The sequence below is a fragment of the Mesorhizobium sp. Arg314 genome (genome assembly GCF_053714275.1).
In genome coordinates this window covers 106,733-132,369 of the sequence record NZ_JBSKBP010000010.1, presented here as the reverse complement: position 1 = coordinate 132,369, position 25,637 = coordinate 106,733, and the positions used below count along the sequence as shown (strand labels likewise).

At 64.8% G+C, this 25,637-nt stretch carries 24 protein-coding genes; 13 read left to right on the top strand and 11 right to left on the bottom strand.

Features of this window, described 5'->3' with window-relative positions; genetic code table 11:
- Positions 1–53: 53 nt before the first annotated feature.
- The gene (locus ACWGS9_RS13375; RefSeq protein ID WP_454505692.1) at positions 54–248 is read right to left on the bottom strand and encodes a PIG-L deacetylase family protein; all 195 of its coding nucleotides are present in this window, start codon (positions 246–248) and stop codon (positions 54–56) included.
- A gap of 24 nt (positions 249–272) precedes the next feature.
- On the opposite strand from ACWGS9_RS13375, the gene ACWGS9_RS13370 reads away from it, so the two are divergent.
- The 5 genes from ACWGS9_RS13370 to nhaA all read left to right on the top strand — a co-directional run bounded on the left by ACWGS9_RS13370 (position 273) and on the right by nhaA (position 7,672).
- Entirely contained in the window at positions 273–1,163 is an 891-nt protein-coding gene (locus ACWGS9_RS13370; RefSeq protein ID WP_454505691.1) for a DMT family transporter, read from the top strand.
- A 55-nt stretch (positions 1,164–1,218) separates the two neighbouring features.
- Positions 1,219–3,681 (top strand): ATP-dependent helicase HrpB, encoded by a 2,463-nt coding sequence (hrpB, locus tag ACWGS9_RS13365; RefSeq protein ID WP_454505690.1) that lies wholly within the window; start codon positions 1,219–1,221, stop codon positions 3,679–3,681.
- A 360-nt stretch (positions 3,682–4,041) separates the two neighbouring features.
- Positions 4,042–5,367 (top strand): ActS/PrrB/RegB family redox-sensitive histidine kinase, encoded by a 1,326-nt coding sequence (locus ACWGS9_RS13360; protein WP_454505689.1) that lies wholly within the window; start codon positions 4,042–4,044, stop codon positions 5,365–5,367.
- A 349-nt stretch (positions 5,368–5,716) separates the two neighbouring features.
- The gene (locus ACWGS9_RS13355; protein WP_320217456.1) at positions 5,717–6,280 is read left to right on the top strand and encodes an ActR/PrrA/RegA family redox response regulator transcription factor; all 564 of its coding nucleotides are present in this window, start codon (positions 5,717–5,719) and stop codon (positions 6,278–6,280) included.
- A gap of 195 nt (positions 6,281–6,475) precedes the next feature.
- Entirely contained in the window at positions 6,476–7,672 is a 1,197-nt protein-coding gene (gene nhaA / locus ACWGS9_RS13350; protein ID WP_454505688.1) for a Na+/H+ antiporter NhaA, read from the top strand.
- A 9-nt stretch (positions 7,673–7,681) separates the two neighbouring features.
- On the opposite strand, the gene ACWGS9_RS13345 is transcribed toward nhaA, so the two are convergent.
- The 3 genes from ACWGS9_RS13345 to ACWGS9_RS13335 form a co-directional block, all read right to left on the bottom strand.
- Entirely contained in the window at positions 7,682–8,728 is a 1,047-nt protein-coding gene (locus ACWGS9_RS13345) for an RNA polymerase subunit sigma-70 (protein WP_454505687.1), read from the bottom strand.
- A 42-nt stretch (positions 8,729–8,770) separates the two neighbouring features.
- Positions 8,771–9,517: an SDR family NAD(P)-dependent oxidoreductase gene (locus ACWGS9_RS13340; RefSeq protein ID WP_454505686.1), complete on the bottom strand. Its 747-nt coding sequence runs from the start codon at positions 9,515–9,517 to the stop codon at positions 8,771–8,773.
- A 180-nt stretch (positions 9,518–9,697) separates the two neighbouring features.
- Positions 9,698–10,198, bottom strand: a complete 501-nt coding sequence (locus ACWGS9_RS13335; protein WP_320215022.1) for an MmcB family DNA repair protein — start codon at positions 10,196–10,198, stop codon at positions 9,698–9,700.
- A gap of 147 nt (positions 10,199–10,345) precedes the next feature.
- Here ACWGS9_RS13335 and ACWGS9_RS13330 point away from each other — a divergent pair, with 147 nt between their 5' ends.
- Positions 10,346–10,816: a nucleoside deaminase gene (locus ACWGS9_RS13330; protein WP_454505685.1), complete on the top strand. Its 471-nt coding sequence runs from the start codon at positions 10,346–10,348 to the stop codon at positions 10,814–10,816.
- 14 nt (positions 10,817–10,830) lie between these two features.
- Here ACWGS9_RS13330 and cueR read toward each other — a convergent pair whose 3' ends face one another.
- The gene (gene cueR / locus ACWGS9_RS13325; protein ID WP_454505684.1) at positions 10,831–11,220 is read right to left on the bottom strand and encodes a Cu(I)-responsive transcriptional regulator; all 390 of its coding nucleotides are present in this window, start codon (positions 11,218–11,220) and stop codon (positions 10,831–10,833) included.
- Positions 11,221–11,446: 226 nt separating this feature from the next.
- Between cueR and ACWGS9_RS13320 the strand changes: the two genes are divergently transcribed.
- Positions 11,447–12,064 carry a L,D-transpeptidase gene (locus tag ACWGS9_RS13320; protein WP_454505683.1) on the top strand — a complete coding sequence of 206 codons (618 nt, stop codon included), beginning with the start codon at positions 11,447–11,449 and terminating at the stop codon, positions 12,062–12,064.
- A 149-nt stretch (positions 12,065–12,213) separates the two neighbouring features.
- On the opposite strand, the gene ACWGS9_RS13315 is transcribed toward ACWGS9_RS13320, so the two are convergent.
- The 3 genes from ACWGS9_RS13315 to trpS all read right to left on the bottom strand — a co-directional run bounded on the left by ACWGS9_RS13315 (position 12,214) and on the right by trpS (position 14,576).
- Positions 12,214–12,783: a NifU family protein gene (locus ACWGS9_RS13315; RefSeq protein ID WP_320215030.1), complete on the bottom strand. Its 570-nt coding sequence runs from the start codon at positions 12,781–12,783 to the stop codon at positions 12,214–12,216.
- 134 nt (positions 12,784–12,917) lie between these two features.
- Positions 12,918–13,409: a universal stress protein gene (locus ACWGS9_RS13310; RefSeq protein ID WP_320308822.1), complete on the bottom strand. Its 492-nt coding sequence runs from the start codon at positions 13,407–13,409 to the stop codon at positions 12,918–12,920.
- A gap of 99 nt (positions 13,410–13,508) precedes the next feature.
- Complete coding sequence (gene trpS, locus ACWGS9_RS13305; protein WP_454505682.1) at positions 13,509–14,576, bottom strand: tryptophan--tRNA ligase; 1,068 nt, start codon at positions 14,574–14,576, stop codon at positions 13,509–13,511.
- A gap of 180 nt (positions 14,577–14,756) precedes the next feature.
- On the opposite strand from trpS, the gene ACWGS9_RS13300 reads away from it, so the two are divergent.
- The gene (locus ACWGS9_RS13300; protein ID WP_095766111.1) at positions 14,757–15,002 is read left to right on the top strand and encodes a type II toxin-antitoxin system VapB family antitoxin; all 246 of its coding nucleotides are present in this window, start codon (positions 14,757–14,759) and stop codon (positions 15,000–15,002) included.
- Entirely contained in the window at positions 15,002–15,406 is a 405-nt protein-coding gene (locus ACWGS9_RS13295) for a type II toxin-antitoxin system VapC family toxin (RefSeq protein WP_454505681.1), read from the top strand. The genes ACWGS9_RS13300 and ACWGS9_RS13295 overlap by 1 nt, the downstream gene beginning before the upstream one ends.
- Here ACWGS9_RS13295 and murJ read toward each other — a convergent pair.
- Both murJ and ACWGS9_RS13285 read right to left on the bottom strand, forming a co-directional pair.
- Entirely contained in the window at positions 15,381–16,988 is a 1,608-nt protein-coding gene (gene murJ, locus ACWGS9_RS13290) for a murein biosynthesis integral membrane protein MurJ (protein ID WP_454505680.1), read from the bottom strand. The genes ACWGS9_RS13295 and murJ overlap by 26 nt on opposite strands.
- 306 nt (positions 16,989–17,294) lie before the next feature.
- Entirely contained in the window at positions 17,295–20,096 is a 2,802-nt protein-coding gene (locus ACWGS9_RS13285; protein ID WP_454505679.1) for a [protein-PII] uridylyltransferase, read from the bottom strand.
- 189 nt (positions 20,097–20,285) lie between these two features.
- On the opposite strand from ACWGS9_RS13285, the gene ACWGS9_RS13280 reads away from it, so the two are divergent.
- The 4 genes from ACWGS9_RS13280 to ACWGS9_RS13265 all read left to right on the top strand — a co-directional run bounded on the left by ACWGS9_RS13280 (position 20,286) and on the right by ACWGS9_RS13265 (position 25,021).
- The gene (locus ACWGS9_RS13280; protein ID WP_454505678.1) at positions 20,286–22,781 is read left to right on the top strand and encodes a heavy metal translocating P-type ATPase; all 2,496 of its coding nucleotides are present in this window, start codon (positions 20,286–20,288) and stop codon (positions 22,779–22,781) included.
- A gap of 42 nt (positions 22,782–22,823) precedes the next feature.
- Positions 22,824–23,213, top strand: coding sequence for a CopM family metallochaperone (copM, locus tag ACWGS9_RS13275; RefSeq protein WP_454505677.1), 390 nt, complete (start codon positions 22,824–22,826; stop codon positions 23,211–23,213).
- 109 nt (positions 23,214–23,322) lie between these two features.
- Positions 23,323–24,168 carry an aldo/keto reductase gene (locus ACWGS9_RS13270; protein WP_454505676.1) on the top strand — a complete coding sequence of 282 codons (846 nt, stop codon included), beginning with the start codon at positions 23,323–23,325 and terminating at the stop codon, positions 24,166–24,168.
- Between the two features lie 43 nt (positions 24,169–24,211).
- Positions 24,212–25,021: an MBL fold metallo-hydrolase gene (locus ACWGS9_RS13265; protein WP_454505675.1), complete on the top strand. Its 810-nt coding sequence runs from the start codon at positions 24,212–24,214 to the stop codon at positions 25,019–25,021.
- Positions 25,022–25,031: 10 nt separating this feature from the next.
- On the opposite strand, the gene ACWGS9_RS13260 is transcribed toward ACWGS9_RS13265, so the two are convergent.
- Entirely contained in the window at positions 25,032–25,601 is a 570-nt protein-coding gene (locus tag ACWGS9_RS13260) for a TetR/AcrR family transcriptional regulator (RefSeq protein WP_454505674.1), read from the bottom strand.
- Positions 25,602–25,637 lie beyond the last annotated feature (36 nt).

Sequence of the window (25,637 nt, the reverse complement as noted above, 5' to 3'; positions counted from 1 at the left end):
CGGGTGATTGAAATCGCTCGGGAAATGCCGGCGGACGCTACGTCCTGCTTCTGTCAGCTGGCGGGCTCGGGCTTGCCGTCACCGGCCGGATGGCGGCGCCCGCTGCCGGGTCGCCCTTGCCCCCCCTTGGCACCATCGGTGGCTATCGCAAAAGTCAGTTCTGCGCCTTGCGCGGCATAGGCAGCCAGCGTACCGAACATGAATATCTCGATGTCGTCGGGATGTGCCCCCAGCGCCAGTATCTTCACGTCGTCTCTCCCGGAAATTGCATCGTGCCGAACGGAATCCTGCTCGCCCTGATCGCCTATGCAAGCTATTCGTTCAGCGACGGGGTCATCAAGAGCCTGGGCGGTCAGTTCACCGTCTTCGAGATCGGCTTCTTCTCGACCTTGTTTGCCGGCTGCTTTCTCTTCTTCACCAAGCCCCAGGGCGAACGCTGGCGCGACTTCTGGCGCACCAAAAGGCCGTGGGCGGTGCAGGCGCGCGCCTTGGCGGGTATCGCGTCGGGCGTGCTCAGCGTCTTTGCCTTCACCACCATTCCGCTGGCGGAAGTTTACGCGCTGATCTTTCTGGCGCCATTGCTGGTCACCATCCTGTCGACGGTCGTCCTGAAGGAAAGGGTCGGTCCCTGGCGGTGGCTGGCCGTGGTCGCCGGCTTTGTCGGCGTCATGCTGGTGGTGCGGCCGGGCTTTCGCGAATTGCATCTCGGCCATCTCGCCGCCTTTGCCAATGCCTTCCTCGCCGCCACCAGCGTCATCCTGATGCGCTCGCTCGCCCAGCAGGAAAAGCGCACGACGATCCTTGGCGCGCTGGTCGGCTACGGCCTGGTCTTCAACGGCGTCGGCGCGGCCGCGACGTCGTTGTCTCTCCCCAATCTCGGGCAGCTGGTCTGGCTGATGCTGGCCGGTATTTTCACCGCCAGGGGGCAGCTTCTGCAACTGCTTGCGGTCAAATACGCGCCCGCAAACCGCATCGCGCCGACGCATTACTCGCAAATTGTCTGGGCGGTTATCCTCGGCGCGCTGTTCTTCCATGAATATCCCGACTGGCTCTCGTTGGCCGGTCTGGCGGTGGTTGGTGCGTCCGGCCTTCTGACGATGGTGCGCGAAGAGGTAAGGCTCGGCACCGTGCGCTGGAACCCGTTTTCACGCACCAGGCTTTGACGCGCACCGGTCTCGCAAGTTGCGCGTCGGCCGCAACCGCTGATATGCGGGCGCGATGACGACGAAACCCTTGCCTGAACTTCCGGTCACGGCCGTGCTGCCGGCGCTTGCCGCGGCACTTGGCCAGCGCAGCAGCGCTGTGCTGGTGGCGCCGCCCGGCGCCGGCAAGACGACGCTGGTGCCGCTGGCGCTGCTCGATGCGCCCTGGCTCGGCGAAGGCAGGATCGTCCTGCTCGAACCGCGCCGGCTCGCCGCTCGTGCCGCCGCCCGCCGCATGGCCGAATTGCTGGGCGAGGAGCCCGGCGGCACGGTCGGCTACGCCATGCGCATGGAGAACCGCACGTCGGCCAGGACGAAGGTCCTGGTGGTCACCGAAGGCGTGCTCTCCCGCATGATCCTCGACGACCCGGAACTGCCCGGCGTCTCCGCGGTGATCTTCGACGAGTTCCACGAGCGTTCGCTCGACGGCGATTTCGGCCTGGCGCTGGCGCTCGACGTGCAGGGCGCGCTGAGGCCGGACCTGCGTCTGCTGGTCATGTCGGCGACGCTCGACGGCGCCCGTGTCGCAAGGCTTCTGGCGCAGGCGCCGGTGATCGAAAGCGAGGGCCGCGCCTTCCCGGTCGAGATCCGCTATGACGAACGGCCGGCCGGCGTGGCGATCGAGGACGCCATGGCCAGGGCCGTGCGCGCGGCTTTGGCCGGCGAGCAGGGCAGCGTGCTCGCCTTCCTGCCCGGACAGCGCGAGATCGAGCGCACCGCCGAGCGGCTTCAAGGCAATGTCGCCGCCGACACCGACATCGTTCCGCTCTACGGCCAGCTCGACAATAGGGCACAGGACGCGGCGATCAAGCCGGCGCCGGCCGGCCGCCGCAAGGTGGTGCTGGCAAGCTCGATCGCCGAGACCTCGATCACCATCGACGGCGTGCGCGTCGTCATCGATTCCGGCCTGTCACGCCTGCCGCGCTACGAGCCGGCAAGCGGCCTGACCAGGCTTGAGACGGTGCGTGTCAGCAAGGCCTCGGCCGACCAGCGCGCCGGCCGCGCCGGTCGTACCCAGCCCGGCGTGGCGGTGCGCCTGTGGCGGGCGGAGCAGACCGCGTCGCTTCCCGCCTTCACGCCGCCGGAGATCCTGGAGGCCGATCTGTCGGGCCTGCTGCTCGACTGCGCCGCTTTCGGTGTTGCCGATCCGTCGGGCCTCTCGTTCCTCGATGCGCCGCCGGCGCCCGCTCTCAACGAGGCGAGGGTCCTGCTCAAGGCCCTTCACGCCATAGACGATGCTGGCCGGCTGACCGAGGCGGGCGCTGCGATGCGCAAATTGGCGCTGCCGGTGCGGCTGGCGCATATGGTGGCCGAAGCGGCGAAGACCGGCCAGGCACGTCAAGCGGCTACGCTCGCCGTTCTGTTGACCGAGCGCGGGCTCGGCGGCGACAGCGCCGACCTCGAACGCCGGCTGATGCGCTTCGGCAGTGAAAGATCGCCGCGCGCCAATGCCGCCCGGCAATTGGCGGAGCGCTTGGCCAGGCAGGCTGGCGGAGAAACAAACGGCACACCGGCCAGCGCCGGCTCGCTCCTCATCCATGCCTGGCCGGATCGCGTGGCAAGAGCGCGTGGGGAGCGTGGCCGCTTCGTCCTCGCCAATGGTTCGGGCGCCATGGTCGATGCCGCCGACCCGCTGGCCAATGAAACCTGGCTGGTCGTCGCCGACCTGCAGGGCAAGGCGCAAAACGCCCGCATTACCGCTGCCGCGCCGGTCGACGAAGCAGATATCCGCGCCGCCCTTGCCGATCGCATCGAGACGAAGCGCGAGACGACCTTCGACCGAGAGCGCCGCGCCGTGCGCATGCGCGAAACCGCGCGGCTCGGCGCGATCACGCTGTCAGAGCGCATGCTGCCGGCGCCGTCAGGCGCGGACGCCGACCGCGCCGTGACAGACGCCTTGCGCGGGCACGGCCTGTCGCTGCTCGACTGGGGCAAGGAGGCGGAGGGGCTGCGCCAGCGGCTCGGCTGGCTGCATCGCGGCCTTGGCGCGCCCTGGCCGGACGTTTCCGATGCCGCCCTTCTGGATCGCCTCGACGATTGGCTCTTGCCGTTTCTCGCCGGCGATGCCTCCTTCGCGGCCATCAAGCCGGCGACACTGTCGGCCGCACTCATGTCGTTGGTCCCGCACGACCTGCAGCGCAAGGTCGACGCGCTGGCGCCGACCCATTTCGACGCGCCGTCCGGCAGCCACGTGCCGATCCGCTATGATGGCGAATGGCCGGTGCTGGCGATCCGCGTGCAGGAGCTGTTCGGCCTTGACCGACATCCGGCGATCGCCAGCGGCACCGTGCCGTTGACGCTCGAATTGCTGTCGCCGGCGCATCGGCCGATCCAGACGACGCGCGATCTCCCGGGCTTCTGGCGCGGCTCCTGGGTCGATGTGCGCACCGACATGCGCGGTCGCTACCCCAGGCATGTCTGGCCGGAAAATCCGCTGCTGGCGGTTGCCACCAGCCGTGCCAAGCCACGCGGGACCTGACCTTGGGCGGGAGCTTTGACAGGCCGCTTGCGTTGGCGGACCGCATACATTGGCGATCGGCGCGAACTCACTTCGTCATCCACGGGCGGAGGATCCATGCCGCGACGTCGACGCTTTGCGGTGGTTCAGAATTCTGTTCCGCTGCATTCTACGGTCAAGGTAACGGAATGGATCCTCGGGTCTGCGCTCCGCTTCGCGTCGCTCCGCCCGTGGATGACGAAGTCGCGAGGCGCCTCGGCCAATCGCGAATGTTCATGATGGTGAACCGAAACGAACGATGAAACACCGGCTGCCAACCCGGTTAAGTCGCCCTTACAGGGCTACTAGCGCTTACTCTCCCGCGGCTATAATCGTAAGTCGATGATCAACATCCTGCGCGCGCCCGATTCCCAGCAAAGCCAGCGGTTGCGGCTCAACACGCTGATCCGCCTGCGCTGGCTGGCCATCGTCGGCCAGAGCCTGACCGTGCTTGTCGTCGCCTACGGGCTGAAATTCCCGCTGCCGGTGCCGATGTGCTTTGCGCTGATCGCCTGCTCGGCCTGGATGAATCTGTGGCTCACCTTCCGCTATCCGGCGGCGCACCGCCTGACGCCGCTTTCGGCCTTCGCCATCCTGACCTTCGACGGCATCCAGCTCACCGGCCTGCTCTACATGACCGGCGGCCTGACCAATCCGTTTTCCGTGCTGCTTTCCGTGCCGGTCGTCATCTCCGCCACGTCGCTGCCGCTGCGCTTGACTGCCGTGCTGGGCGCGCTGGTCATGGTGGCCGCCACGCTTCTGGTGTTCTTCCACCTGCCGCTGCCCTGGTATGAAGGGTCGCCGCTGCCGATGCCGTTCATCTATGTCGCCGGCATGTGGATGGCGGTATTCGCCTCGATCGCCTTCACCGCCATCTATGCCTTCCGCGTCGCGGCGGAGGCGCGCCTGCTCGCCAACGCGCTTGCCGCCACCGAACTGGTGCTGCAGCGCGAGCAGCATTTGTCGGCGCTGGACGGGTTGGCCGCCGCCGCCGCGCATGAGCTCGGCACGCCTTTGGCCACCATCACCGTCGTCGCCAAGGAGATGGAAAAGGCGCTCGGCAAGGATCCAAAATACGGTGAGGACGTGAAGTTGCTGCGCTCGCAGAGCGAACGCTGCCGCGAAATCCTGAAGCGGCTGACCAGCCTTTCGTCGGAAGGCGAAGCGCATATGTCGCGCATGCCGCTTACCTCGCTGGTCGAGGAAGTGACGGCGCCGCATCGCGATTTCGGCATCTCGATCCGGTTGCGGCCTGGCGAGCGCATCGGCCCGGAGCCGGTCGGCCAGCGCAGCCCCGGCGTCATCTACGGGCTCGGCAACCTGGTCGAGAATGCGGTCGATTTCGCCCGCAAGTCGGTTACCGTCAGTTGGAGCTGGGACAACGACGAGGTCATCTTCTCGATCACCGATGACGGGCCAGGTTTCCCGGCCGAGATCATCGACCGCATCGGCGAGCCTTATATGTCGACGCGTCAGGGCACCGAGGCCGGCGGCGGCCTGGGGCTCGGGCTGTTCATCGCCAAGACCTTGCTGGAACGGTCGGGCGCCACCATCGATTTCCGCAATTCGAGCGGGCTCGGCGAAGGCGCGGTGGTGCAGATCGTCTGGCCGCGCGGCGTCTTCCTCAACCAGGACCAGGCTTCGGCCACCATGTTCGACAATGCCTAGAGCAATTCCAGGAAAAGTGCGCAGCGGTTTTCCGTCCGGAATTGCGGCAAACCAAGGATAGCAATTCCGGGGAAAGTGCGCAGCGTTTTGGCTCGGCGACTTCGCCGTAGCCTTCCGTCCGGAATTGCGAAACGGTGAACGAAGCCTTGCATTCGCCGCATGGCAGCTCTGTTGCCGGCTCTAAAAATTGGACATTGCTGTTGCGGAACTGTATCTGCGTAAAAGTGAGGCATATCGCCCAAAACTGTGCAGGCGGTGTTTGGGAAAATGACATGCCCGGAAACGAGGACTTAAGGCGCATTCGCTAGAATCCGTTTTGATGCGAAGTGCTCTTGGGGATGCCGATAAGATGAGCGGAGACGAAACGACTGGTGCAATGGTCGAGGGCGAGGACACCTCGCTGCTCATCGTCGAGGACGACAAGCCATTCCTCACCCGGCTTGCCCGGGCGATGGAAACAAGAGGCTTCGTGGTCGAGACGGCGGAGAGCGTGGAAGAGGCGGTCGCCAAGGCGCGCGCCCATCCGCCGGCCTATGCGGTGGTCGACATGCGGCTCGGCGACGGTAACGGCCTCGATGTCGTGGCAGTCATCCGCGAAAAGCGCGACGACGCCCGCGCCATCATCCTGACCGGCTACGGCAACATCGCCACCGCGGTGACGGCGGTGAAGCTAGGCGCCGTCGATTACCTCTCCAAGCCCGCCGATGCCGACGACGTCTTTGCCGCGCTCACCCGCACCTCGGGCGAGCGCGCGGCACCCCCGGAAAACCCGATGTCGGCCGACCGCGTGCGCTGGGAGCACATCCAGCGCGTCTACGAAATGTGCGACCGCAACGTTTCCGAGACGGCGCGCCGCCTCAACATGCATCGCAGAACCCTGCAGCGTATTCTCGCTAAGCGCGCGCCTCGGTGAGGATTGCCGGACCTACCGGATAAAGCGCTTCGGCCAACGTCGGTTTCGGTTGGTGGCGAAGACCCAAACCGCCGGCGTCGGCGGCGCCGGCATTCGGAAATGGGAGATAGGGCGGCGACGATTGCCCTTTGATGCTTGCCCGGCCGTTGATGTTTGAGCATCATCGCGCCGCCGGAAGGGATGCGAGGAGGCGAAATGCAGGATTTGGACCAGCGACAAAAATCGATCCTGCGCGAATTCCTCGACGGCGAGGCGGCCGGCGGCATCATCCTGATGGTGGCCGCCGCCCTTGCGCTCATCGTCGCCAACTCGCCGTTGGCCGCAACCTATTTCGCCGTCCTTCACGCCTATCTCGGGCCGCTCAGCGTCTCGCACTGGATCAATGACGGGCTGATGGCGGTGTTCTTCCTGCTGGTCGGGCTGGAGATCAAGCGCGAGATGCTGGACGGCCAGCTCTCGACCTGGCCGCGCCGGGTGCTGCCGGGCATCGCCGCCGCTGGCGGCATGGTGGTGCCGGCGCTGGTCTATGTCGCCATCAACCGCGACAATCCGGCCGCGCTTTCCGGCTGGGCGATCCCGACTGCCACCGACATCGCCTTCGCGCTCGGCGTCCTGTCGCTGCTCGGCAGCCGCGTGCCGGCCTCGCTGAAGGTCTTCCTCACCGCTCTGGCCATCATCGACGATCTCGGCGCCGTCATCATCATCGCGCTGTTCTACACCAGCGGCCTGTCGCTCGCCTATCTGGCGGCCGCCTTCGTCGTCATCGCCTTGCTCATCGTGCTCAACCGCATGCGGGCGATGAAGCTCTGGCCGTATCTGCTGCTTGGCGCGCTGCTGTGGGTGCTGGTGCTGAAGTCGGGCGTGCACGCCACGCTGGCCGGCGTGGCGCTGGCGCTCACCATCCCGCTCGAACGCTCTCCCGGCATCAGCCACGATCTCGAGCATTCGCCGCTGCATCGCCTCGAGCACGGCCTGCACAAGCTGGTGCCCTTCATCGTCATCCCGATCTTCGGCTTCGCCAATGCCGGCGTCTCGCTCGGCGGCGTGAGCTTTGCAGCACTTGTCGAGCCGCTGACGCTCGGCGTTGCCGCCGGCCTTGTCGTCGGCAAGCTGGTCGGCGTTTTCGGCTCCTCGGCTTTAGCCATCCGGTTCGGCCTCGCCGACCTGCCGGTCAATGCCGGCTGGCTGCATATTCTGGGCATTTCGCTGCTTTGCGGCATCGGCTTCACCATGAGCCTGTTCATCGGCCTGCTCGCCTTCGCCAGCGACCCGGCGCTCCAGGACGCGGTGAAGGTCGGCATCCTTGCGGGCTCGCTGATTGCCGCGCTCCTGGGCGCTGCCGTGCTGCTCATGGCGCCGGCGGCAGGCGGGGTGGAAGAAGATCTGGGCTAAACCTCTCGGTCAAGTCGGGCCAGGCTCCGGCGGCAGGCCAAAGGCCGCAAACAGAGTGGGGCCGAGCGGCGGGACATAGATCGTCAGCGAGGCGATCTTGCCGTCGGCGGGTTCGATGACATGCACCGAATGCGGTCGCCACGCGAAGTCCTGGCGGCCAAGCGCGTAAACGCCCACGGCCGGCTGGCCGTTGGCGCCGACGGCGACCGCGCGATAGCCGGCAAAATTGCCCCAGACGCTTCCCAGGAAAGCGCCGATTGCCGGGCGCCCGTGGTACCATTCCCGCCATGGCGGCATGTGATAGATGGCGTCCTCGCGCAGCAGGTCGACGAGCCCATCCAGATTGCCGGCCTGCCAGGCCCGCATATAGCGCTCAAGCAGCAGGCCTTCGTCCGCACTGGGCCGTGATTGCTGCGGCGGGCGCCCTTGGGGGTAGCGCTCGCCCAGCGTCGCGCGGGCCCGCTGCAGGGCGCTGTTGATCGAAGCGGTCGATCCGCCCAGCAATTGCGCGGTCTCGATGGCGGACCACCCGAGCACATCGCAAAGCAGCAGGGCCGCGCGCTGCCTCGGCGGCAACAGCTGGATCGCCGCGATAAAGGCGAGCCGCACGGCCTCGCGGGCTTCGTAGCGCGCTTCCGGCCCAGGCCTGTCATCGGCAATGTCGGGCAGTTCCGCGTCCGGATATGGCTCCAGCCAGGTGAATTCGGTGGCCGGCCCGCCGGTCGCCCTGCCTTCGGAGGGTGGCCGCTCGGGTTGCTCGAGAATGCGCCGCGCCGACGACCGTGCCTTGATGGCATTGAGGCAGCTGTTGGTGGCGATCGAGTAGAGCCAGCCGCCCGCCGAGCCGCGTCCGTCGAATTGCGACCGTGCGCGCCAGGCTTTGAGGAACGTCTCCTGGACGAGATCGTCCGCCTCGTTGAGCGAGCCCATCATCCGGTAGCAATGGAGTTTCAGCGCGCGGCGGTGGGCGACGGTCAGGCGTTCGAACGCCAGCCGGTCGAGGACCGGCTGGCCTGGCCGGCCCAAAGGCTCGATAGGGCCGGAAGCATTAGTCATGTGGAGCCCGGAGAGCTGAATTCGGTTGCCATCCTGCGCGCCTCACGCCGCCGCCGCAAGGCCGCTGCCGCTCACGATGAAGGAGCTGCCCTGCGGCTTGCCCGTCGCGAGCTGGACCACCGCTTGTCCGACATCGGCAGGCGTCTGCATGTCGCTCATGCTGGCCAGGAATTCGGTCGGGCGGATGCCCATATAGGCCGCAATGCCGTCGATGCCGCGATCGCCGACCCCGGTGCCCGGCATGATGCGGGCCGGCGAAAGCGCCATGAAGCGCAGGCCAAGGCCGAGCCGCTCCGATTCCTTCTGGCAATGGCCGGCTAAAAAAATCTGCATGCGCTTGGCGCCGGCATAGCCGCCGGAATTCGGCGGTCCGCCACTGATGGCGGCGCCGCTGGCGATCAGCAACACACGGGCTCCGGGCTTGAGCCGGCCTTTAAGGGCTTCCCGGCAGAACAGGAACGATGCCTTGACGTCCATTTCCCAGTTCGCCGAGAAGACCTCCCAGCTCTGCTCCTGTATCGGCGCCGAAGGGGCGAGCGCCCCGGCACAGAGCACCAGCACGTCGGGCGCCAGCGCGTCGAAAACCGCTTGCGGCGCCGTCTCCGCCGTCGCGTCGGTGCTGAGGGTCCTCAGACCCGGCCGTTCCCAGGCGAGTTGCTTCAGGTCGGCGGCGCCACGGGCAACCGCAAGCACCGTCGCCCCCTCGCCAAGCGCTGCTTCCACGATCGAGCGGCCGACACCACGGCTGCCTCCGACGACGACGACATTCTGATTTTGCAACGATTTCATTTGATCACCTCTTTTCCAGGCGGCCGGCTATCCGGATGCGCCTGTTGGTGAAGACAATCAGGATCGGCGGAAATCATCGGTGCGGAACGAAAAGTCTCGCTGGCCTTGGGCAGGGGGTGGCTTGAGGCCCGGCCTGATGCCAGGCGTCACCAGCAAGACGTTGGCGCTCACGCTCGCGTACTACTCGCTCTCGCCATCCAGCGCCGGCACCGCGACGCCGGCAAGCTCTGCCGCCAAGAGCCGCGCGGCGCCCGCGCGGGCGATCCGCAGCATCAGCGCCTTACGCGTCGCAGCCGCCATGCGGTGCTCGGGCGCATCGCGCAGGACCTCCGCGCCATAGCCGTCGGAGAGGATGAAACCGCATTCCTCCGGAAAGATGTCTTGTGGAACGCCGGGATGGGTGGCGAAGAAGAACCGGTCGGAATGCAGCCGGTAGTCCGGCCATTTGCGGTCGACCCGGAAATCCTCGATCGAGGATTTGATCTCGATGATCCAGATATCGCCCTGCCTGGTCAGCGCCACGAGATCGGCGCGGCGGCCGGTGGCCAGGGACAACTCCGGCAGCACATGCGCGCCCATTTCGGTGAGAAGCCGCTGCACGCCGCGCCGCACCAGCATGGCGCGCTCGGACTGGCGGCCGTCGATCAAAGGGTTGAGGGGAATCGGGGAAACAAGTGGCATGGCAGCCACCATGCCAGATTTTGTTCACGGTTTGAACCCGGCTAGTGGGGGCGATTATATATTTGAAGAAGGTGGATGTTCGAGCAACGGTCGGCTCTTGCCAATCGGGCCCCTTGTCAGCAATCTCGGCGTGACAGGATTTTTCCCATGACACGCGATCAAATGCTCGCCCACCTGCGATCTGCCGACGCCGTCGCGCGCGAGGCGGCGGCGCATGGGCATCATCCGTTCGGTTGCGTGCTGGTCGGGCCGGACGATCGCGTGCTGATGCGGCAGGGCAATCTCGACACGGTGCGCCATGCCGAAACCGAGTTGGCCCGCCGCGCCGCGGCGGCCTACGAGCCTGAGTTCCTGTGGCAATGCACGCTGGTCTCGACCGGCGAGCCCTGCGCGATGTGCGCCGGCACGATATATTGGGCGAACATCGGGCGGCTGGTCTACGGCTTCGAGGAGACAGCGCTTCTAGCGCTTACCGGCGATCACGCGGAGAATCCGACGATGAACCTTGCCTCGCGCACCGTATTCGCCTCCGGCCAGAAAAAGATCGAGGTCTTTGGCCCTTTCCCCGAAATCGCCGACGAGATGCTCGCCCCGCACCGCGATTTCTGGAAGCGCTGATAGGCCATCCTGCCTCAGGCAGCTCCAGCCATATCATCCAGGATCGGGCAGTCCGGCCGGTGGTCGCCGTGGCAGGCCTGGATCAGCGCCTGCAGCGTCGAGCGCATCGACTGCAATTCGCGCACCTTCTCCTCGATCGCCCTGACATGGGCGGCGGCGATCTCGCGCACGTCGTGGCTGGCGCGGCCGCGATCCTGATAGAGCGCCATCAGCTGCCTGCAATCGTCGATTGAGAAGCCGAGGTTGCGCGCGCGCCGCAGGAAGGCCAGCCGATGAATGTCGTCGCCGGAGTAATCGCGATAGCCGTTGTCGGCCCGCGCCGGACGGATCAGGCCGATCTCCTCGTAATAGCGGATGGTCTTGGCCGGCAGGCCGGAACGCTCGGCGGCATCTCCGACATTCATGGCGTTCTCCTCGAGTTACAAACGGCTCGTTAAGCCGCCTCATTGATTTTGTTTCACAATCCTGTGAGGCCTGTTGCGGAAATGCCGCAGTTCGGCACTTACCGGCACGTAAGGTCTTGCATATAGGCAGTGCGTGCTTGGCAAGCAAAAGAAATGCCAGCATGAATGATGTCAAGAAAGCGGCCGACTCGTGCCGCTGCATCGAGACAGGGCGTCGGACCAATTCATGCGTTTGAAGTCATTTGCAATCCTCGCCGCTCTTGCGCTGTCGACCGCGATCAGCGGGTGCAGCACCATCGGCGGACAGTTGTTCACCAACAACTATGGCGCGATGAGCGATGCCGGCTATCAGCTGCCGCGCATCCCGATCGAGAAGGTTCCCGCCAAGTACCACCGCCAGGAAGTGCGGTATGACTCTTCGGAGAAGCCAGGCACCATCATCGTCGATACCCAGAACAAGTTCCTTTACTTCATCGAGGGCGACGGCATGGCGATGCGCTACGGCATCGGCGTCGGCCGCGAGGGTTTCGAGTGGCACGGCACCGCTCATATCGCGCTGAAGCGCGAATGGCCGACCTGGACGCCGCCTTCGCAGATGATCAGGCGCCAGCCCGAGCTCGCCAAGTTCGCCGGCGGCATGGAGCCGGGCCTGATGAACCCGCTCGGCGCGCGCGCCATGTATCTTTTCAACAAGGGCGGTGACATGGGCTACCGCCTGCATGGCAGTCCGGAATGGTTCTCGATCGGCAAGGCGATGTCGTCGGGCTGCATCCGGTTGATGAACCAGGACATTATCGATCTCTACGACCGCACGTCGGTCGGCGCCAAGGTCATCGTGCTGTGATCACGAAGGCCGAGGCCAAAAGCTTTCGCAAGCGGACCGTCTAGGCAACAACAAGACGTCCAAAAACAGAAAACCGGGCTGTTGGGGCCCGGTTTTTTGTTTTTGCGATGAGGGCTTGGCCTATCCTGTGACGACCAGCCGAGAAAGTCTCAGGCGACCTGTTCGACCTGCTGGACTTCCGGAACGAAATGGCGAAGCAGGTTCTGGATGCCGTGCTTCAGCGTCGCCGTCGACGACGGGCAACCGGCGCAGGCGCCCTTCATGTGCAGGAACACAGTGCCGTTCTCGAAGCCGCGGAAGGTGATGTCGCCGCCATCCTGGGCAACCGCCGGGCGCACCCTTGTGTCGAGCAGTTCCTTGATGGTCAGCACCAGTTCTTCGTCGGCCTTGTCGTAGAACTCGCCGGTGTCGCCAGCTTGGCTCGCCGGGGCGGTCGAGGCCATGACCGGAGCGCCGGACATGAAGTGTTCCATGATGGCGCCGAGGATGGCGGGCTTCAGGTGCTGCCAGTCGGGGCCGTCCTTGGTCACGGTGATGAAGTCATAGCCGAAGAAGACCCCGGTGACGCCCGCAATCTCGAACAGCCGGCCGGCCAACGGCGAGGCCTCCGCCGCGGCTTCGGCGTTGCGGAAATCGGCTGTGCCTTCGCGCAGCACTTCCTTGCCGGGAAGAAACTTCAACGTCGCCGGGTTCGGCGTCGATTCGGTCTGGATGAACATGGGGTATCTCCAGGCCCTTCTGGGCCGATAGTTTGGAATAATTCTAAATAGGCTCTATCGGCTGGACATTCAAGCGAAACGCGTCGCTGGGAACGGCTGGCTGGTGGAATGTTTTTTCGACCCTTCACCACATCTCAGGCCAGGCTGTCGATCTCTTCGTCCGACAGGTTCTGCGGCACCACCGTGACCGGAATGGGGAAGGCGGCACCCTTGCCGGCTACCGCGCCGACCAGCGGCCCTGGGCCTTCCTTGCCGGCGCCGGCCGCCAGCACCAGGATGGCTATGTCCTGGTCTTCCTCGATCAGCTTGTGGATCTCTTCGGTCGGCTTGCCTTCGCGCACCACCAACTCCGGCTCGATCCCGACATCCTGGCGGACCTTGTTGGCATAGCCGTCGAGCGCCGCGCGCGCGGTGGCCGTGGCTTCCTCGCGCATGATTTTTTCGACACCCAGCCAGTGCTGGAAGTCGTCGGGCTCGATGACATAGAGCAGCACCAGCACGCCGCTGGTGTGCTGCGCCCGCTTAGAGGCGTAGGCGACGGCGCGCTCGCATTCGGGCGTGTCGTCGATGATCGCCAGGAACTTGCGGCGATGGCCGGCTTCGCGGCTGAGGCGTTTGGAGACCATGTCTATCTGCTCGGTATGGTTTCGACCGCAATCTGCCACCGCCGCGAACCGGCGGCAAGCCGCCCGCCGGCGCGGCAATGGTCCCACGAGGTCGCGGGGTCAGTCCTGCAGCAAGCCGATAATGTCGCGCACGGTCTTCATCGTGCCCTCGGCGATCGCGCGGGCGCGGTCGCCGCCATCCTTGAGCACGGCGTCGACATAGGCGCGGTCGCCCTCGATGCGGCGCATCTCGGAAGCGATCGGCGCCAGCTTCTCCACGGCAAGATCGGCAAGCGCCGGCTTGAACACGGAAAACTGCTGGCCGCCATACTCCTTCAGCACATCTTCCTTCGAGATCTCGGCGAGCCCGGCATAGATGCCGACAAGGTTTTCCGCCTCAGGCCGGCTTGCAAGTCCGTCCAACTCGCCCGGCAGGGCCTCCGGATCAGTCTTGGCCTTGCGGATCTTCTTCGAGATGGTGTCGGCATCGTCGGTCAGGTTGATGCGCGACAGGTCCGACGGATCGGACTTTGACATTTTCTTCGAGCCGTCGCGCAGGCTCATGATGCGCGCCGCCGGGCCGCCGATCACCGGCTCGGTGATCGGGAAATAGCCGTTCACGGTCTCCTCGCCTATCCTCATCTCGACGCCGACGCCGAGCGCCGCAATCTTTTCGGAGAAGTCGTTGTTGAATTTCTGGGCGATATCGCGGGTCAACTCCAGATGCTGCTTCTGGTCCTCGCCCACCGGCACATGGGTCGCGCGGTAGAGCAGGATGTCGGCGGCCATCAGGCTCGGATAGGCGAGCAGGCCGAGCGAGGCGTTCTCGCGGTCCTTGCCGGCTTTGTCCTTGAACTGCGTCATGCGGTACATCCAGCCGATGCGCGCCACGCAGTTGAAGATCCAGGCGAGCTCGGCATGCTGCATGACCCGCGACTGGTTGAAGACGATGTGCTTCTTCGGGTCGATGCCGGAGGCGAGGAACGCGGCGGTGATCGAGCGCGTCTGGTCGCCGAGGTCCCGGTGGACGAGCTGCGCCGTCAGCGAATGCAGGTCGACGACGCAATAGATGCAGTCGGACTGTTCCTGGAGGGCGACGAATTTCTTGATGGCGCCGAGATAGTTGCCGAGATGCAGGTTGCCGGTCGGCTGGACGCCCGAAAAGACGAGTGGCTTGAAGGCGGACATGAGTTCCTCATGGCTTGTGGAGGGCCGTTTCGCGCGAGGCGAAAGTCTTTCGACGGCGGGCTTATGGACGAAGCACGGCGTCCGATCAAGAGGCGCACATTGGGCCGATTGTGACTCAGCGGGGCGTTGACATTGCCGCGCAGTAACTACATCATTCAAGCTACATGAAAGAATGTAGCCATGACCATCAACATCAACAATAAAGAAGCCGACAGGCTGACGCGCGCTTTCGCCAAAGCTGAAGGCGTCGGCATCACTGAGGCAATCGTGATCGCCATGCGTGAAGCCCTGGAGCGGCGGCGCAATCGCGAGACGCCGCTGGAGACCGCGGCACGACTGCGCGCCGAATTTGGAATCAAGCTTAGCGAACAAGCGCGCAAACCGTTGCCGCAGTCGGTCTATGACGAACTTTCCGGCGACGATTGATGTTTGTCGACGCCGCAGCCATCGTCGCGATCCTGAGCAATGAGGTGGAAGCCGGGCGATGCGCGCAGGCCATCGTGGAGGCATCGGCACCGTTCACGTCGGCGATAGCCGTTTGGGAGGCCGCGATGGCGCTCGCGCGACCAGAAAAACTAGCGATACCGATCGCCAGAAGCGCGGAGATTGTGAACCGCTTTCTTGAAGAACGGGCAATTGCCTTGCGCGAGCTTCCGCCCGCGCTCGAGGCAACATCGCTAACCATTGAAGCCGCTTCGCGGTTTCGCAACAATGCGATCCGCCTGAACATGGCGGACTGCTTCCACTATGCTTGCGCGCGCTACTACGCCGTTCCGATGCTTTCTACGGCGAGGGAGTTCAGGCTCACGGATCTGGAGACTGTTCCGTGACCGATGGCGCCGGCTTGCCCGTTCCGCGCTTGACGTTCCTGCGGATCATGCCGAAATCGGCTCCGCCGGTGCTGAAGGCGGCGATGAAGTAGAGCAGCGCGCCGCCAGCGACGAGGCCGAGCACCGTCGTCGCCTTGACGACCAGAGGCGAGCCCGGCCCAATTCTTGCGGCGAAATAGTGCTCGGCGAAATAGAGCGCCGTCGCCATCACCACCGCTGACAGCACCAGCCTGGGGATACGCTTCAAAAGCGGTACGTCGCGGCCCCAGTGGCCGCGTTTGATCAGCATGGCGAGCAGCATCAGCGCGTTGACCCAGCCGGCGACGGCCGAAGCCACCGCGATGCCCGGCGCGCCCATCGACGGGAACAGGGTCAATGCGGTGGCGACGTTCACGCCGACCGAGATGGCTGCGAAGATCATCGGCGTACGGGTGTCCTCGCGCGCGAAATAGCCGGGCGTGAACGCCTTGATCAGCACGAAGGCGGGCAGGCCGAGGCCGAAGATCGCCAGGATAGCCGCCACCGTCGGCGTCGAATGATTGGCGGCGAAGGCGCCGCGCTCATAGACCAGCCGCACGATCGGTTCCGACATCACCCAAAGCGCCGCCGCCGCCGGCAGTGTCATGAACAAGGTGAATTCGACCGAACGGTTCTGCAGATTGGCGGCCTCGACAAGATTGCCCGATTTCAGCGCCCGCGACAGTTCCGGCAAGAGGACGATGGCGACGGCCACGCCGACGACGCCGAGCGGCAGCTGGTAGATGCGGTCGGCATAGGCGAGCGACGACACGGCGCTGTTCTGCGCCGAGGCAATCGCCGTGCCGATCAGCTGGTTGATCTGCGTGATGCCGCCGGTGATCGCCGCCGGCAGCGCCAGGATCAAGAGCCGCTTGACGTTCGGCGTCATCTTCGGCCGGCGGAAGCCGATCGAGATGCCGGCATTGCGCACCGCGATCCAGACGATCGCAAGCTGCACGATGCCCGCCGCCAGCACGCCCCAGGACAGGCCGAAGCCGACATCATGCGCGTCGAGCCCATGATACCAGGCATAGGCGAGCACGCCGATCAGGATGATGTTGAGGAAGGCGGGCGCGATCGCCGCCGCGAAATAGCGGCGCAGCGAATTCAGCATGCCGGCCATCATGGCGCCGAGCGACATGCAGATCAGGTACGGGAACATGATCGTGGCAAGCCGTACAGTCGTCTCGAACTTGCCCGGAATGTCGGCAAAGCCCGGCGCCACCAGGTAGCGCACGATCAGCGGCATCGCCAGTTCCATGGCGATCGTCAGCGCCAAAAGCGCGGAGAACAGCACGCCGAACACTTCCTCCGAAAAGCGCTTGGCGCCCTCGTTGCCGTGCTGCTCGATCTCCTTGGCGAACAGCGGCACGAAAGCGGCGTTGAAGGCGCCTTCGGCAAACAGCCGGCGGAAGGTGTTGGGGAACTGGAAGGCGGCGTTGAAGGCGTCGGCGACCGGCCCGGTGCCCAGCGCCGCCGCCATCAGCATCTCACGGCCGAAACCCAGCGCGCGGCTCATCAGCGTGCCGGAAGCGACGGTGGCGAATTTCTTGACTAGGCTCATGCTAGGGCGTGTCGTCAGTTACGGTTTGGGCTAGACGGGAGGGATTTTGACCGAGGAGAAGGAGGGTGAGGACGCAAGCCTTTCGGCTTGCTACGATAGCCGACGCGCTCATCGGTCAAAAGCGCCCCGCCGCCGGAGGCGGTGAGGTGAAAAATGGCCGTCTGCAACGTCGCCTCGCTTGCCAAGACGTAAGTCTTGGCTGCGCTCGCTCCTTCCATCCAGCCATTTTTAACCTCATCTAGCTCCAAACCATAACTGACGCCACGCCCTAGGGACGACTGCCAGGGAAATTGCGTCAAATGGATGTCACTCGGCCGCCGCCTTGGCCTTGCCGTTGCGGTCGGACGAATTGCCTTCCAGCGTATCGATCAGCCGCTTGTGGATGGTGGCGGTGCGCGTAGGGCTATCGATCTTCTGGCCGGTGAGGTCGGTGACGTAGAACGTGTCGATGACCTTCTCGCCGAAGGTCGTGATATGCGCCGAGGCGATGTCGAGCGAAAGGTCGGACAGCGTTCCGGTGATCTCGGACAGCAGGCCCGGCCGGTCCAACCCCTCGACCTCGATCACCGAGAAGCGGTTCGACAGCGTATTGCGGATCTCGGCGCGCGGCGGGATGCGGAACGCCCTGGCGCCGCGCTTCGGCTTGGTGCGCTTCTCGATCATCTCGGGCAGCCAGCTCCTGCCGGAAAGCACGTCCTCGATCAGCCGGCCGACCCGCTCGGCGCGGCGGCGCTCGTCCTCGTCGAGGTCGAATTCCCTGGAGATCAGGATGCTGTCCAGCGCGCGCCCGTCCGAGGTGGTGAAGATCTGCGCGTCGACGATATTGCCGCCGGCCCCCGCGCAGGCCCCGGCAATGATCGAAAGCAGGCGCGGATGGTCCGGCGCCAGCACGGTGATCTCGGTCACCGCTTCGAACTCATGCGTCTTGACCATGGTGGCGAGCTTCTTGCCCGCCGCATCCGCCTCGCGGACGAATTCGGCATGGCGTAGCTGGTCGGACAGGTCGACCGTCAGCAGGTAATTCTCGTAATGCTGCGCGACATAGCGCTTGCACTCCTTGGCCGGCCAGGCGGACAGCGCCTCGGCCAGCCGCTCGCGTGCCGCAGCGGTGCGCTCGGCCCGCGACACTTCCGAGAAGCCGCCGGTCAGAAGCAGCTCGGTCTCGAAATAGAGCGTGCGCAGCAACTGGCCTTTCCAGCCGTTCCACACACCCGGCCCGACGCCCCTGATGTCGCAGACGGTGAGGATCAAAAGCAGCTTCAGCCGCTCGACCGACTGCACGATCGAGGCAAAATCCTCGATTGTCTTGCGATCGTTGAGGTCGCGCGTCTGCGCCGTCATCGACATCACGAGATGGTTTTCGACCAGCCAGGCGACCGTCTCGGTGTCGGCCGCCGACAGTCCCATATGCGGGCAGATGCGCCGCGCGATCCGCGCGCCGGCTTCCGAATGGTCCTCCGGCCGGCCCTTGGCGATATCGTGCAAGAGCACCGCGACATAGAGCGCCTCGCGGCTCTTCTTCAGTCCCGGCATCAGCGAATGCGACAGCGGATGCACTTTCGCGCCGTCGCCGCGCTCGATCTCGGCCAGCACGCCGATGCAGCGGATCAAATGCTCGTCCACCGTGTAGTGGTGGTACATCGAGAACTGCATCATGGCGACGATCTTGCCGAAGTCGGGGATCAGCCGGCCGAGCAATCCCGCCTCGTTCATGCGCCTGAGGTTGAGCTCGGCATAGCGGTCCGAGGTCAGGATATCGAGGAACAGTCGGTTGGCTCCCGCGTCGCGCCGGAGCGACTTGTTGACCAGGCCGAGCGAGCGGGTCAGCAGCTTGAGCGCATCGGGATGGAACTCCAGCCCATGCTTGTCGGCGAACCAGAACAGCCGCAACAGGTTGACCGGATCGCGCTCGAACACGCTGTCGTCGGCGATGTTGATGCGGTGGTTGTCGACGATGAAATCGGAGGTGCCGGCAAGCTTGCGCTTGCGCCGCGAGAAAGTGAGGAAGATGCGGTTGAAGCCCGGCACATGCTTGGCCTGCTCCTCCTCGAGCGCCGCGCAGAAGATGCGGGTTAGGTCGCCGACATCCTTGGCGACGAGAAAATAGTGCTTCATGAAGCGCTCGACCGCCGACAGGCCGGGATGTGTCGTATAGCCCAGACGCTCGGCGATCTCGCGCTGGATGTCGAAATGCAGCCGCTCTTCCGCCTTGCCGGTCAGGAAATGCATGTGGCAGCGCACCGCCCACAGGAAATCCTCGGTCTTCTGGAATTCGCGATATTCGGCCTCGGTGAAGACGCCCTTCTCGACCAGTTCCTCGCCGGTGCGCACGCGATAGAAATATTTGCCAATCCAGAACAGCGTCTGCAGGTCGCGCAGGCCGCCCTTGCCGTCCTTGACGTTGGGCTCGACCAGGTAGCGGCTTTCGCCCGCCTTGGCATGGCGCTCGTCGCGCTCGGCAAGCTTGGCCTGCACATATTCCGGCCCGGTCGTGCGCACCACTTCATTGTCGAAGCGGGTGAGCAACTCGTCATAGAGCTTGTGTTCGCCCCATAGGAAACGCGCTTCCAGGATCGAGGTGCGGATGGTGATGTCGCTGCGCGACAGCCTCAGGCATTCGTCGATGTTGCGGGTGGCGTGGCCGACTTTCAGCCCCATGTCCCACAGCATGTAGAGCATGTATTCGACGATCTGCTCGCCCCACGGCGTCTGCTTGTAGGGCAGCAGGAATAAGAGGTCGATGTCGGAACCCGGCGCCAGCGTGCCACGACCGTAACCGCCGACAGCCACGACTGCCATGCGCTCGGCCGCAGACCGGTTCTTGACCCGGTAGACATGGGTGGCGGCGAAATCATAGAGCGCCCGGATCAGCTCATCCATCAGATGCGAGAGCCGCTCGGCACAGGCATTGCCGCCGCCATCCTCTTTCAGCATGGCTTCGGCGATCTTTCGCCCTTCCGCCATCCTGCTTTTGAGCAGCTGAAGAACGGCCGTTCGAACGGCGGGTCCTGAGCCGTCGCCGGCGCTTGCCGCCGTCAGCGCGCTCAAGTCGCGGCGCAAGGCGTCGCCATCGATGATTTCGTCGAGTTTCAGGGAGATCTTTGCCATTCGGCGGCGTCTATAGCGCGTTTTGTCCGCGCTGTGTATGGGGCGGCGGAAGCGTTCGAATGCCATGCGATTGATGCGGCGCAAGGCCGTGCGACCAGAATTCCCAAAAATAGAAACCGGCCCTTGACCTTCCAGTTACTGGAAGGACTACCTCCGGTTCAATTGCGAGAAATCCCGAGGCATTTGCTCATGACCCATTCCGACCACAATCATCATCACGCTCATGGCGCAGCCTGCTGTTCCGCAAAGAGTGCCGCGCCCGCTGCCGAAGCGGTGATTCGCGATCCTGTCTGCGGCATGACGGTCGATCCGGCGGCCGAGCATGGCGGCCGGACGTTTCATTTCTGCAGCGAGCGCTGCCGCACGAAGTTCCAGGCCGAGCCGGATAAATATCTGACGGCAATCGATCCCGTTTGCGGCATGAATGTCGACCGGGCAAGCGCCAGGCACTTTCTGCGCCATGAAGGGCAGGGCTTCTATTTCTGCTCTGCCGCTTGCCAAGGTAAGTTCGAGGCGGAGCCGGCAAAGTACCTTGCCGGCCGGCCCGAACCGCAGCCGATGCCGAAGGGCACGCAGTACACCTGCCCGATGCATCCCGAGATCATCCGCGACAAGCCCGGTTCCTGCCCGATCTGCGGCATGGCGCTGGAACCGATGGGCGTGCCGACCGGCAACGAAGGCCCGAACCCGGAGCTCGTCGATTTCACGCATCGGTTCTGGGTCAGCGCGGTGCTCTCCGTGCCGCTCCTGATCGTCGCCATGGCGCCGATGCTGGGCGTCAGCTTCGAAAACTTCATCGACGGCCGCACCAAGACCTGGGCAGAGCTGGCGCTGGCAAGCCCGGTGGTGCTGTGGGCGGCGTTTCCGTTCTTCCATCGCGGTTGGGAATCGATCCTCAACCGCAGCCCCAATATGTGGACGCTGATATCGCTTGGCGTCGGCGCGGCCTATCTCTTCAGCCTCGTCGCGACGCTGTTCCCGGATGTCTTCCCGCATCAGTTCCGCGGTCATGACGGCGCCGTGCCGGTCTATTTCGAGGCTGCGGCCGTCATCGTCGCGCTGGTCTTCCTCGGCCAGGTGCTGGAACTGCGCGCTCGCGAGCGCACCGGCTCGGCCATTCGCGCGCTGTTGGACCTTGCGCCGAAGACGGCGCGGCTGATCGGCGCCGACGGCTCCGAGAAGGACGTGCCGCTCGACAGCGTCAAGTCGGGCGACCGCTTGCGCATCCGCCCCGGCGACGCCGTACCGGTCGATGGCATCGTGCTGGAGGGCCGCTCGGCGATCGACGAGTCCATGATCACCGGCGAGCCGCTTCCGGTCGAGAAGACGGAAGGCGATCCTCTGACCGGTGGCACGCTCAACAAGAACGGCTCGCTCATCATGCGCGCCGAAAAGGTCGGCGCCGAGACCACGCTCTCTCGCATCGTCGAAATGGTCGCCAAGGCGCAGCGGTCGCGCGCGCCGATCCAGGGGCTGGCCGACCGCGTGTCCTTCTATTTCGTCCCGGCAGTCGTGCTGGTGGCGATCATTGCCTTCATCGCCTGGGCGGTCTTCGGCCCCGAGCCAAGCCTGATCTTCGCCATCGTCTCTGCCGTTTCGGTGCTGATCATCGCCTGCCCCTGCGCGCTGGGTCTCGCCACGCCGATGTCGATCATGACCGCGACCGGCCGCGGTGCGCATGCCGGCGTGCTGATCAAGGAAGCGGCGGCGCTGGAACGCTTCGCCTCGGTCGACACGCTGATCGTCGACAAGACCGGCACCTTGACCGAGGGCAGGCCGAAGCTGACGGACGTCGTGGCCGCCGAGGGCATCGACAGGAATGAATTGCAGGCCCTCGCTGCCGCCCTTGAAAAAGGCTCGGAACACCCGCTCGCCGAGGCGATCGTCGAGGGCGCGGCTGAGCGTGGCGTCAAGCTAGCGGATGCTGAAGACTTTGAGGCAATCATCGGCAAGGGGGTCTCCGGCACGGTGTCCGGGAAAAAAGTGGCGCTCGGCAATGCGGCGATGATGGCCGACCTTGGCGTCGACACCGCACCTGTTTCCGCCAATGCGGAGACGATGCAGGCCGGAGGCAAGACGGCCATGTTCGTGGCCGTGGACGGCAGACTCGCCGGCATCGTCGCCGTCGCCGATCCCGTAAAAGCAACCACGGCCGAGGCGATCAAGGCCCTGCACGACAAGGGCCTGCGCATCATCATGGCGACAGGCGACAACGAGCGCACCGCCAGGGCCATCGCCGGCAGGCTCGGCATCGACGAAGTGCGCGCCGGCCTGCTGCCCGACGGCAAGAGCGCGCTGGTGGAAGAACTGCGCGGCAGAGGCGCCGCCGTTGCGATGGCCGGCGACGGCGTCAACGACGCGCCGGCGCTGGCCAGCGCCGATGTCGGCATCGCCATGGGCACCGGCGCCGATGTCGCCGTCGAAAGCGCCGGCATCACGCTGGTCAAAGGCGACCTCAACGGCATCGTCAGAGCCCGCACGCTCGCCCAGGCGACGATCGGCAACATCCGCCAGAACCTGTTCTTCGCCTTCCTCTACAACGTGCTCGGCGTGCCGGTCGCGGCCGGCGTGCTCTACCCGATCACCGGCATGCTTTTGTCGCCGATGCTGGCGGCGGCGGCGATGAGCCTGTCGTCGGTGTCGGTCATCGCCAATGCTTTGCGGCTGAGGACATTGAAACTCTGAGCAAAACTCCCAGATACGCTATCCGACAGAAGGAGATCCTGAATGACCTTGGCCAAGAAAATCGTGCTGCTGCTGATGGCGGCTGGAATGCTGCTTGCCGTCTTCCTCGAAAGCGTGCCGGCCTCGTCGGAGGAGATGAAGCACGACATGTCCAAGATGGCGATGGGCGCCCAGAGCCCGGCCACCGTCGGCTATGAGGCGGCGATGAAAAGGATGCACAAGGACATGATGGTCAAATACACCGGCAATGCCGATGTAGACTTCGTCCGCGGCATGATCCCGCATCATCAGGGCGCCATCGACATGGCCAAGGTTGTGCTCGCCAACGGCAAGGACCCGGAGATCCGCAAGCTTGCGGAAGACGTCGTCACGGCGCAGGAAGCCGAGATCAAGGAAATGCAGGACTGGCTCGCCAAGCATCCGGTGAAGTAGCCACTCCGGGAAATCCGGATGGCCGGGAGCCCTCGGTCTGGATTTTCGCCCTTCGGTCTGGATTTCCGACTGGGGCTGTGCTGCGATCCGGCTTCACGCGGAGAAAGCCATGCCCTCGTCAATCAGAACCTTGAAGCTGCCGTCCGGCGAAGCCGTCCCGGTTCTGGGCCAGGGCACCTGGAAGATGGGCGAGGACCGGCGGCGCCGCGCCGATGAGGTGGCGGCGCTGAAGCTTGGACTCGATCTCGGCATCACGCTCATCGACACGGCCGAAATGTATGCCAGCGGGCGTGCCGAGGAAGTGGTGTCCGAAGCCATCGCCGGACGCCGCGACGAAACCTTCCTGGTCTCCAAAGTGCTGCCCTCCAACGCTTCGCGCGCCGGCGTGAAACGTGCCTGCGAGAACAGCCTGAAACGGCTTGCGACCGACCGCATCGACCTCTACCTGCTGCATTGGCCGGGCAGCGTGCCGCTGTCGGAAACCGTGGAGGCTTTCGAGGCGCTGAAGGCCGAAGGCAAGATCCGCCACTGGGGCGTCAGCAATTTCGACACCGATGAGATGGAGAAACTGGTCGGCTTGGCCTCCGGCAGCAATGTCCAGACCAATCAGGTGCTTTACAATCTGTCGCGCCGTGGGCTTGAGTTCGACCTTGAGCCATGGTGCCGGCAGCGCGGCATCCCGCTGATGGCCTATTCGCCGGTGGAGCAGGGCGCGCTCGCGCGCAATGCCCGGCTTGCGGCGGTCGCTTCCCGCCACAACGCCACCGCCGCGCAGATCGCGCTCGCTTGGGCGATGGCGCAGGAAGGTGTCATCGCCATCCCGAAGGCCGGCCGGCAGGAGCATGTCCGCCAGAACGCCGCGGCGCTCGACATCGAGCTGACGCCCGAGGATTTGGCCGAGCTCGACCGCGTCTTCCCGCCGCCGACACGCAAGCGCGGCCTGGAGATGATCTAACCGAAACCTCACTTCGGAATATGCGGTTGAAAGAGAGCAAGCGTTGCAACGAATCTCAATCGGGCCGCATCACACGGCCTACAAGGTCGGAGACATCAGGGTCACGTCGCTGCGCGACGGCTATGTCGACATGCCGACCGGACGATTGCGCCAACCGGGAGACAGGACATTCGACGGCGATCTCACTGCGCAGGTACAACTCGTCGACGGCGCGCTCAGGCTGTCCGTCAACGCTTTTGCGATCGACGACGGTCACGAAATCACGCTGATCGACACAGGATCCTCGAACGCCTGGCACCCGACGATGGGGCTTCTGCCGCAGGCGCTCAGCGAGGCGAAGATCGCCGTCGAGCGGATACGCACGGTCGCTTTCACCCACACCCATCTCGACCATATCCAGGGGCTCGTTCTTGCCGATGGTGGAGACGGCTTCCCGCAGCTCTCTCGCCTGCTCGTGCCTCGATCCGAGCTCGACATGTTCCGGTCGGAGGCGAGGTTGAGCCGCTTCCATGATCGAGCGCAGCCTTTGGATCCGGGACAGCGCCTGAGCGCGAACATCGAGGCAATCGCCACCCCCGGCCATGAAATCGGCCATACCTGCTTTCGTGTCACGAGCGAGGGCGAAACATTGCTGGTCTGGGGCGACATCGTGCATGTGCCGTCGCTTCAGTTTGATCACCCTGAGATCGCATGGGAATTCGACGCCGACCAGGAGCAGGCGCGGGCGAGCCGGCTGCGGATATTGGCCCTTGCCGCCGACAACGCCTATTGCGTTGCCGGAGCGCATCTCGATTCACCGGGCGTTGGCTGGATTTCCCGAACCGAAACGGGCTTCCGCTTCGAACCCTTGTAGCAATCGGAGTTTAGATTTTTGCCGGTAGCCCAAGCCGCTTCCGCAATCGCCGCAATGCCCTTGAAAACACATCGATGTCATCAGCGGCGCGGGCAAGGGTAAGCGCACCCTGGATGGCGGCCACGGTTTCCTCGGCGAGTTCCATGGCTTCGGCTGGTCCATGTCCGCCTCGCGCGAGCGCTTCGGCAAGATGCGTGACCCAGCGGCCGAAATAGTCCCGGATCTGGCCAGCGAACAGGTTGCGCGATTCGTCCAGCGCGAAGGCGCCGATCAGGCAGACGCGCCGCCCGGAGCGGAAATAGCTGTCCGTCGCCTCGAGCATGTGCTCGATCCCGGCCCGCGGATCGGCGTTGTCGCGCAGAGGCGCAAAGACATTGTCCTCGAACCAGTCATCGATATGGGCAATGACGGCGCTCGCCATCTCTTCCTTGCCGCCGGGAAAGAAGTGGTAAAGGCTCCCCTTGCCGAGCCCCGTCGCCTTGCCGATCAAGGCCAGGCTGGCGCCTTCATAGCCATGCTCGCGGAAAACTTCCGCAACGATCCCCAGCAGCTGGTCGCGATCTGGCGCGATGCGCCGCACCGGGCTAGTCCTCTTGCTCGAGCATGATCTTTTCCG

Bases quoted from the DNA above. Each gene is read 5' to 3' on its own strand.
- hrpB (WP_454505690.1), top strand. From the start codon at position 1,219: ATGACGACGAAACCCTTGCCTGAACTTCCGGTCACGGCCGTGCTGCCG.
- ACWGS9_RS13360 (WP_454505689.1), top strand. From the start codon at position 4,042: ATGATCAACATCCTGCGCGCGCCCGATTCCCAGCAAAGCCAGCGGTTG.
- ACWGS9_RS13355 (WP_320217456.1), top strand. From the start codon at position 5,717: ATGAGCGGAGACGAAACGACTGGTGCAATGGTCGAGGGCGAGGACACC.
- nhaA (WP_454505688.1), top strand. From the start codon at position 6,476: ATGCAGGATTTGGACCAGCGACAAAAATCGATCCTGCGCGAATTCCTC.
- ACWGS9_RS13345 (WP_454505687.1), bottom strand. From the start codon at position 8,728: ATGACTAATGCTTCCGGCCCTATCGAGCCTTTGGGCCGGCCAGGCCAG.
- ACWGS9_RS13340 (WP_454505686.1), bottom strand. From the start codon at position 9,517: ATGAAATCGTTGCAAAATCAGAATGTCGTCGTCGTCGGAGGCAGCCGT.
- ACWGS9_RS13335 (WP_320215022.1), bottom strand. From the start codon at position 10,198: ATGCCACTTGTTTCCCCGATTCCCCTCAACCCTTTGATCGACGGCCGC.
- ACWGS9_RS13330 (WP_454505685.1), top strand. From the start codon at position 10,346: ATGACACGCGATCAAATGCTCGCCCACCTGCGATCTGCCGACGCCGTC.
- cueR (WP_454505684.1), bottom strand. From the start codon at position 11,220: ATGAATGTCGGAGATGCCGCCGAGCGTTCCGGCCTGCCGGCCAAGACC.
- ACWGS9_RS13320 (WP_454505683.1), top strand. From the start codon at position 11,447: ATGCGTTTGAAGTCATTTGCAATCCTCGCCGCTCTTGCGCTGTCGACC.
- ACWGS9_RS13315 (WP_320215030.1), bottom strand. From the start codon at position 12,783: ATGTTCATCCAGACCGAATCGACGCCGAACCCGGCGACGTTGAAGTTT.
- ACWGS9_RS13310 (WP_320308822.1), bottom strand. From the start codon at position 13,409: ATGGTCTCCAAACGCCTCAGCCGCGAAGCCGGCCATCGCCGCAAGTTC.
- trpS (WP_454505682.1), bottom strand. From the start codon at position 14,576: ATGTCCGCCTTCAAGCCACTCGTCTTTTCGGGCGTCCAGCCGACCGGC.
- ACWGS9_RS13300 (WP_095766111.1), top strand. From the start codon at position 14,757: ATGACCATCAACATCAACAATAAAGAAGCCGACAGGCTGACGCGCGCT.
- ACWGS9_RS13295 (WP_454505681.1), top strand. From the start codon at position 15,002: ATGTTTGTCGACGCCGCAGCCATCGTCGCGATCCTGAGCAATGAGGTG.
- murJ (WP_454505680.1), bottom strand. From the start codon at position 16,988: ATGAGCCTAGTCAAGAAATTCGCCACCGTCGCTTCCGGCACGCTGATG.
- ACWGS9_RS13285 (WP_454505679.1), bottom strand. From the start codon at position 20,096: ATGGCAAAGATCTCCCTGAAACTCGACGAAATCATCGATGGCGACGCC.
- ACWGS9_RS13280 (WP_454505678.1), top strand. From the start codon at position 20,286: ATGACCCATTCCGACCACAATCATCATCACGCTCATGGCGCAGCCTGC.
- copM (WP_454505677.1), top strand. From the start codon at position 22,824: ATGACCTTGGCCAAGAAAATCGTGCTGCTGCTGATGGCGGCTGGAATG.
- ACWGS9_RS13270 (WP_454505676.1), top strand. From the start codon at position 23,323: ATGCCCTCGTCAATCAGAACCTTGAAGCTGCCGTCCGGCGAAGCCGTC.